Raw genomic sequence first — 7,418 nt, 5'->3', positions numbered from 1 at the left:
CTCCGCGCGTCAGCTGTCGGACTCCAGGTCGCCCTCGGTCTCGAGGAAGGCGGCCTTCAGCTCCTCGATCAGCGCCGGGTCCGGCTCGGCCCACAGGCCGCGGTCGGCCGCCTCCAGCAGGCGCTCGCTGATCCCGTGCAGCGCCCAGGGGTTGGCCTCGGCGAGGAACTCCCGGTTGGTCGGGTCGAGCACGTACTCCTGGGTGAGCTTCTCGTACATCCAGTCGGCGACCACGTTGGTGGTGGCGTCGTAGCCGAACAGGTAGTCCACGGTGGCGGCCATCTCGAAGGCGCCCTTGTAGCCGTGGCGGCGCATCGCCTCCATCCAGCGCGGGTTCACCACCCGGGCGCGGAACACCCGGGCCGCCTCCTCGGTGAGGGTGCGGGTGCGGACCGTCTCCGGGCGGGTCGAGTCGCCGATGTAGGCGGTCGGGGCCTTGCCGGTGAGGGCGCGCACGGTGGCCACCATGCCGCCGTGGTACTGGAAGTAGTCGTCCGAGTCCGCGATGTCGTGCTCGCGGGTGTCGGTGTTCTTGGCCGCGACGGTGATCCGCTTGTAGGCGGTCTCCATCTCCTCCCGGGCCGGGCGGCCGTTCAGCTCCCGCCCGTAGGCGTAGCCGCCCCAGACCGTGTAGACCTCGGCCAGGTCGGCGTCGGTGCGCCAGTCCCGGCTGTCGATCAGCTGGAGCAGGCCGGCGCCGTAGGTGCCGGGGCGGGAGCCGAAGATCCGGGTGGTGGCCTTGCGCTCGTCGCCGTGCTCGGCCAGGTCGGCCTGGACGTGCGCCCGGACGAAGTTCTCCGCCTCGGTCTCCTCCTGACGGGCCGCCAGCCGGACCGCGTCGTCCAGCAGCGCGACCACGTGCGGGAAGGCGTCCCGGAAGAAGCCGGAGATCCGCAGCGTGACGTCGATCCGGGGGCGGCCCAGCTCCTCCGGCGAGATCGGCTCCAGGCCGGTCACCCGGCGCGAGGCGTCGTCCCAGACCGGGCGCACACCCAGCAGGGCGAAGGCCTCGGCGATGTCGTCACCGGCGGTGCGCATCGCGCTGGTGCCCCAGAGCGAGAGACCGACCGAGGGCGGGAACTCGCCGTCGTTGTCCGCCTGGTAACGGTCCACCAGGGACTGTGCCAGCGCCTGCCCGGTCTCCCAGGCCAGCTTGGACGGGACGGCCTTCGGGTCCACCGAGTAGAAGTTGCGGCCGGTCGGCAGCACGTTCACCAGACCGCGCAGCGGCGAGCCCGAGGGCCCGGCCTTGACGAAGCCGCCGCGCAGCGCGTGCAGCACCGCGTCCAGCTCGTCGGTGGTCGCGGACAGCCGCGGGACCACCTCGCGGGCGGCGAAGTCGAGCACCTCGCGCACCGCGTCCGGGTGCCCGGCGGCCACCTTCTCCACCGCCGACGGGGCCCAGTCCTCGGCCTCCATCGCCTCGACCAGGGCGCGGGCCTGAGCCTCGGCCGCGTCGGTGGCGCCCAGGGTCAGCGCGGCCTCGTCCAGGCCGAGCGCCTCGCGCAGGCCGGGCAGCGCGCTGACGCCGCCCCAGATCTGACGGGCCCGCAGGATCGCCAGCACGATGTTGACCCGGTCCTCGCCCGCCGGGGCCTGGCCGAGCACGTGCAGGCCGTCCCGGATCTGGGCGTCCTTGATCTCGCAGAGCCAGCCGTCGACATGCAGCAGGAAGTCGTCGAAGCCGTCGTCCTCGGGGCGCTCCTCCAGGCCGAGGTCGTGGTCCAGCTTGGCGGCCTGGATCAGGGTCCAGATCTGCGCCCGGATGGCCGGGAGCTTGGCCGGGTCCATCGCCGCGATGTTGGAGTGCTCGTCGAGCAGCTGCTCCAGCCGCGCGATGTCGCCGTAGGAGTCGGCCCGGGCCATCGGCGGGACCAGGTGGTCGACCAGGGTGGCGTGGGCGCGGCGCTTGGCCTGGGTGCCCTCGCCCGGGTCGTTGACCAGGAAGGGGTAGACCAGCGGCAGGTTGCCGAGCACCGCGTCCGGACCGCACTCGGCGGAGAGCGCGGCGGTCTTGCCGGGCAGCCACTCCAGGTTGCCGTGCTTGCCCAGGTGGACCACCGCGTGGGCGCCGAAGCCGCCGTCGGCCTGCGCGGCCTCGATCCAGCGGTAGGCGGCCAGGTAGTGGTGGCTCGGCGGCAGGTCCGGGTCGTGGTAGATCGCCACCGGGTTCTCGCCGAAGCCGCGCGGGGGCTGGATCAGGACCAGCAGGTTGCCCGAGCGGAGCGCGGCCAGCACGATGTCGCCGTCCGGGTTCTGCGCGTGGTCCACGTAGAGGTTGCCGGGGGCCGGGCCCCAGTGCTCCTCGACCTGCTCGCGCAGGCCCTGCGGCAGCTCGGCGTACCAGCGGCGGTAGTCGGCGGCCGGGATGCGCACCGGGTTGCGGGCGAGCTGGTCCTCCGTCAGCCAGTCCTGGTCGTAGCCACCGGCGGCGATCAGCGCGTGGATCAGCGCGTCGCCCTCGTGGCCGTCCTCGGTGCCCAGGTCCAGGCCCGGCACGGCGGTGCCGATGTCCATGCCCTCGGCGCGCAGCCGGGCCAGCAGGCGCATCGCGGAGGCCGGGGTGTCCAGGCCGACCGCGTTGCCCACCCGGGCGTGCTTGGTCGGGTAGGCGGAGAGCACCAGGGCCAACCGCCGCTCGGCGGCCGGGACGTGACGCAGCCTCGCGTGGGCGACCGCGATGCCGGCCACCCGGGCGGAGCGCTCGGCGTCGGCCGCGTAGACGGTCAGGCCGTCCGCGTCCAGCTCCTTGAAGGAGAACGGCACGGTGATCAGCCGGCCGTCGAACTCCGGGACGGCGATCTGGGTCGCGGTGTCCAGCGGGGACAGGCCGTCGTCGCTGGCCTCCCACTGCTCGCGGGACCAGGTCAGGCAGAGCGCCTGGAGGATCGGGCGGTCCAGGTCGGCGAGCGCGCCCGCGTCCCAGGCCTCCTCGTCGCCACCGGCCTGGGCGTCGGCCGGGCGGGTGCCGCCGGCCGCCAGCACGGTGGTGACCAGCGCGTCGGCCTGCCCCAGCTCGGCCAGCAGCTCCGGCTCGGCGCCGCGCAGGGTGGCGCAGTAGATCGCCCTGGCGCGGGCGCCCTCGGCCTCGATGGCCTGGCAGAGGGTCTCCACGAAGGCGGTGTTCCCGCTCATGTGGTGGGCGCGGTAGTAGAGCACCGTCACCAGCGGGCCGTCGTTGTCGGCCGCCTGACGCTCCAACGGACCCCAGGCCGGGGCGGAGGCGGGCGCCGCGAAGCCGTGGCCGGTGAGCAGCACGGTGTCGGAGAGGAAGGCGGCGAGCTCGGCCAGGTTGGCCGGGCCGCCGTGCGCCAGGTAGGCGTGGGCCTCGGCGGCCAGGCCGGCGGGCACCGTGGAGAGTTCCATCAGCTGGGCGTCCGGGGCCTGTTCACCCGTCAGCACCACCACCGGGCGCGGCCCGGCGAGCAGCGCGTCCAGACCCTCCTGCCAGGCCCGGCGGCCGCCGAGCAGCCGGACCACGACCAGGTCGGTGCCCTCCAGCAGCGCGGGCAGGTCGTCCACCCCGAGCCGGGCCGGGTTCCCCAGCCGGTACGGGACCGGACCGTTCGAGGCGCGGGCGCTCAACAGGTCGGTGTCGGAGGTGGAGAGGAGCAGGATCATGCGGGGGCCCTCCCGGCCGTGACGGCACGCCGGGACGGCGGAGGGTACGAGGAGACGGCGGCGCGATGGAGCGCGGGCGTACGGCGCACGGGCACGGCGGAGCCTTCCTCGGGGTCCGCGCCCCGGGTTGGTGTGAGGACGGCAGGAGTTCCTGGCTCCCACGGCTGAGCCGTGGTCACAGTGGCGGGACCGCACCGGGTTCGCACCGGTTTCCTCCCCATAGCGCCGTCGCTGGCGTTTGGTTGGGCTGTACGCCCATCCGGGGAGCATCGTACGGGGTGCGTCGGGGTTGCGGACCAGGGTCCCGAAGGTCTGTCAGGTGATCGCGGCCCGGAAAGGGAGTGGACGGAGGGTCGCGCCGACGTGACGCAGCGGACAGGAGCAAACCGACGGAACGTGGGTATGCTCGCGGCCATGCCACCCACGCCACCCGTCGCCGAGTCACGCCCCGGCGCGTCCGACCGCGACCGTGGCGACGCCTGCCCCGGCGCGCTGCGGCTGCACCGGGCCGACGACGGCGCGCTGGCCCGGGTCCGGCTCCCCGGCGGGCTGCTGACGGCCGCTCAGGCCCTCGCCCTGGCGGAGGCGGCCGAGCAACTCGGCGACGGGCGGCTGGAACTGACCTCGCGCGGCAACGTCCAACTGCGCGGCCTGGCCGAGGACGCCGGAGCCGACCTCGGCGCCCGGCTGCGGGCCGCCGGCCTGCTGCCCTCCGAGACCCACGAACGGGTCCGCAACGTCATCGCCTCCCCGCTCTCCGGCCTGGACGGTCCGATCGGCCTGGACGGCCTGGACGGCCTCGGCCACGCTGACGTCCAGGCCTGGGCACGGGAGTTGGACACCCTGCTCTGCGCCAGCCCGCAGGCCGCCGGGCTGGCCGGGCTGTTCCTCTTCGTGCTGGACGACGGCCGCGGCGACGTGGCCGCGCTGGACGCCGATGTGACCTTGATCGCAACGCCCGGCGGCGGCGCCCTGCTGCGCCTCGGCCGGGCCGCCACCGCCCGCCGGATCGCCCCCGGGGCCGGCCCGGCGGCCGCCGTCGCCGCGGCCGAGGAGTTCCTGGCGGCGGTGCGGGCGGCCGGGGTGAAGGCCTGGTTCGTCCGGGAGGCCGCCGACCTGCTCGACCCCGGGGCCGAACCGCTGCCCGCCTTCGCGGGCGGGGCACCCGAGGTGGGGCCCTTCCCGGGCGGGGTCGTGGCCGGCACTCGCTTCGGCAGCGTGACCGCGGCCCAGTGGCGGGCGCTGGTCGAGGCCTCCACCGGCGAGCTGCGGATCACCCCGTGGCGCAGCGTGGTACTGCCCGGCTCCACCGCCGCGGCCGAACTGACCGCCGCCGGGCTGCGCCTGACGCCCGGTTCGCCCTGGGAGCTGGCCACCGCCTGCACCGGCGCCCCGGGCTGCGCCAAGTCGCTCGCGGACGTCCGGGCGGACGCCGCCCGGGCGCTGGACGGGGCGGCCGGGGTGCCCGGGTCGCCGGTGCACTGGTCCGGCTGCGAGCGGCGCTGCGGTCACCCCGCCGGGGAGTGGGTGGACGTGCTGGCCACCGGCCCGGGCACGTACCGGGTGACGGCCCATCGGATGTCCGGAAGTACAACGACCACGCAGGACCTGACCACGGAAGAGATGGCCCAGGCGGCAGCCGAGGCCCGGAGGATCAAGTGATCGAGTACGAGAAGGACGGCGCGGCCATCTACCGCGAGTCCTTTGCCACCATCCGGGCCGAGGCCGAGCTGGCCCACCTGCCGGCCGACGTGGCCCAGGTCGCGGTGCGGATGATCCACGCCTGCGGCATGACCGACCTGGTCGAGGACCTGCTCTGGTCGCCGAAGGTGGTCGCCGACGCGCGCGCCGCGCTGAACGCCGGGGCGCCGGTCCTGTGCGACGTCTCGATGGTCGCCAGCGGCGTCACCCGCAAGCGGCTGCCCGCCGACAACCAGGTGATCTGCACCCTCTCCGACCCCTCGGTGCCCGGGCTCGCCAAGGAGCTGGGCAACACCCGCAGCGCCGCCGCGATGGAGCTCTGGCTGCCGCACCTGGAGGGCGCGGTGGTCGCCGTCGGCAACGCGCCGACCTCGCTGTTCCGCCTGCTGCAGATGATCGAGGCCGGCGCCCCCCGCCCGGCCGCGGTGATCGGCGTGCCGGTCGGCTTCATCGGCGCCGCCGAGTCCAAGGAGGCGCTGGCCGCGCACCCCTCCGCCCTGGAGCACCTGGTGGTCCGGGGCCGCCGCGGCGGCAGCGCGATCGCCGCCGCCGCGATCAACGCGATTGCGAGCACCGAAGAGTGACGGACCGTCAGGCAGGCAGGCTGTACGGCGTCGGGCTCGGCCCGGGTGACCCGGAGCTGGTGACCGTCAAGACCGCCCGGCTGATCGGCGAGGCGGACGTGGTCGCGTACCACAGCGCCCGGCACGGCCGGTCGATAGCGCGCTCGATCGCCGCCCCGTACTTCAAGGACGGCGTGGTCGAGGAGAAGCTGGTCTACCCGATCACGGTGGAGACCACCGACCACCCCGGCGGCTACCGGGGCGCGCTGGACGACTTCTACGAGGAGGCCGCCGGCCGGCTGGCCGCGCACCTGGACGCGGGCCTGACGGTGGTGGTGCTGGCCGAGGGCGACCCCTTCTTCTACGGCTCCTACCAGCACATGCACAAGCGCCTGGCGCACCGCTACCCGACCGAGGTGGTGCCCGGCGTCACCTCGGTGAGCGCCGCCGCCGCCCGCCTCGGCAAGCCGCTGTGCGAGGCCGAGGAGACCCTCACCATCATCCCCGGCACCCTGCCCGAGGAGGAGCTGACGGCCCGTCTGGCCGGCGCCGACTCGGCCGTGGTGATGAAGCTCGGCCGCACCTTCCCGGCCGTCCGCTCCGCCTTCGAGCGCTCCGGCCGCCTCGCCGAGGCCTCGTACGTCGAACGGGCCACCATGGCGGGGGAGCGGACCGGCGCTCTGGCCGACATCGACCCGGAGTCGGTGCCGTACTTCGCGGTGGCCGTGCTGCCGAGCCGGCTCGGTGGCGGCGCACCCGGCCCGGTTTACGACGGCCCCGGCGAGGTGGTCGTGGTCGGCACCGGCCCGGCCGGACCGCTCTGGCTGACCCCCGAGGTGCGCGGCCAACTCGCCTCCGCCACCGACCTGGTGGGCTACACCACCTACCTGGACCGGGTGCCGGTCCGGGCCGGTCAGGAGCGGCACGGCTCCGACAACAAGGTGGAGTCCGAGCGGGCCGAGTTCGCCCTCGACCTGGCCCTGCGCGGGCGGAAGGTGGTCGTGGTCTCCTCCGGTGACCCGGGCGTCTTCGCGATGGCCACCGCCGTGCTGGAGGTCGCCTGCGAGGAGCGGTACGCCGACGTCCCGGTGCGGATCTGCCCCGGCATGACGGCCGCCCACGCCGCCGCCTCGCGCGCCGGCGCCCCGCTCGGCCACGACTACGCGGTGGTCTCGCTCTCCGACCGGCTCAAGCCCTGGTCGGTGGTGGCCTCGCGGCTGCGGGCCGCCGCCTCGGCGGACCTGGTGCTGGCGCTGTACAACCCCGGCTCCAAGTCCCGTACCACGCAGGTCGGTTCGGCGAAGGAGCTGCTGCTGGAGCTGCGGGCCGCCGACACCCCCGTAGTGATGGCCCGGGACGTGGGCGGGCCGACCGAGCGGGTGCGGACGGTGCGGCTCGGTGAGCTGGACCCGGCCGAGGTCGACATGCGGACCATCCTGCTGATCGGCTCCTCGCAGACCCAGGCGGTCCGTCGTGGTGACGGCCCCGAGGTGGTCTGGACGCCGCGGCGCTACCCGGAGGTCTGATGCGCCG

The 7,418-nt window shown here is 74.8% G+C and carries 4 protein-coding genes and 1 riboswitch; of the genes, 3 read left to right on the top strand and 1 reads right to left on the bottom strand.

The genetic code is table 11. The features are described 5' to 3' along the window. Positions 1-9 precede the first annotated feature (9 nt). Positions 10-3,621, bottom strand: coding sequence for a cobaltochelatase subunit CobN (gene cobN / locus ACZ6ZR_RS02905; protein ID WP_465638717.1), 3,612 nt, complete (start codon positions 3,619-3,621; stop codon positions 10-12). A gap of 145 nt (positions 3,622-3,766) precedes the next feature. Next, a riboswitch (cobalamin riboswitch) is annotated at positions 3,767-3,837 on the bottom strand. Positions 3,838-4,023: 186 nt separating this feature from the next. Here cobN and ACZ6ZR_RS02900 point away from each other — a divergent pair. From ACZ6ZR_RS02900 to ACZ6ZR_RS02890, 3 genes are read left to right on the top strand one after another with little or no spacing between them, the layout of a single operon-like run. Beyond that, positions 4,024-5,283: a cobalamin biosynthesis protein CobG gene (locus ACZ6ZR_RS02900; RefSeq protein ID WP_465638715.1), complete on the top strand. Its 1,260-nt coding sequence runs from the start codon at positions 4,024-4,026 to the stop codon at positions 5,281-5,283. Beyond that, positions 5,280-5,906 carry a precorrin-8X methylmutase gene (locus ACZ6ZR_RS02895; RefSeq protein WP_465638713.1) on the top strand — a complete coding sequence of 209 codons (627 nt, stop codon included), beginning with the start codon at positions 5,280-5,282 and terminating at the stop codon, positions 5,904-5,906. Before ACZ6ZR_RS02900 ends, ACZ6ZR_RS02895 begins: the two co-directional genes overlap by 4 nt. Then, positions 5,903-7,411 (top strand): precorrin-2 C(20)-methyltransferase, encoded by a 1,509-nt coding sequence (locus ACZ6ZR_RS02890; protein ID WP_465638711.1) that lies wholly within the window; start codon positions 5,903-5,905, stop codon positions 7,409-7,411. Before ACZ6ZR_RS02895 ends, ACZ6ZR_RS02890 begins: the two co-directional genes overlap by 4 nt. Positions 7,412-7,418: the final 7 nt, after the last annotated feature.

The sequence above is a fragment of the Kitasatospora sp. NPDC088742 genome (genome assembly GCF_055584905.1).
Note: the sequence above shows the minus strand (reverse complement) of the source record. Positions and strands in the feature narration are given on the sequence as shown.

Excerpts from the sequence above, each read along its gene's own strand:
- ACZ6ZR_RS02900 (WP_465638715.1), top strand. The coding sequence starts at position 4,024 with ATGCTCGCGGCCATGCCACCCACGCCACCCGTCGCCGAGTCACGCCCC.
- cobN (WP_465638717.1), bottom strand. The coding sequence starts at position 3,621 with ATGATCCTGCTCCTCTCCACCTCCGACACCGACCTGTTGAGCGCCCGC.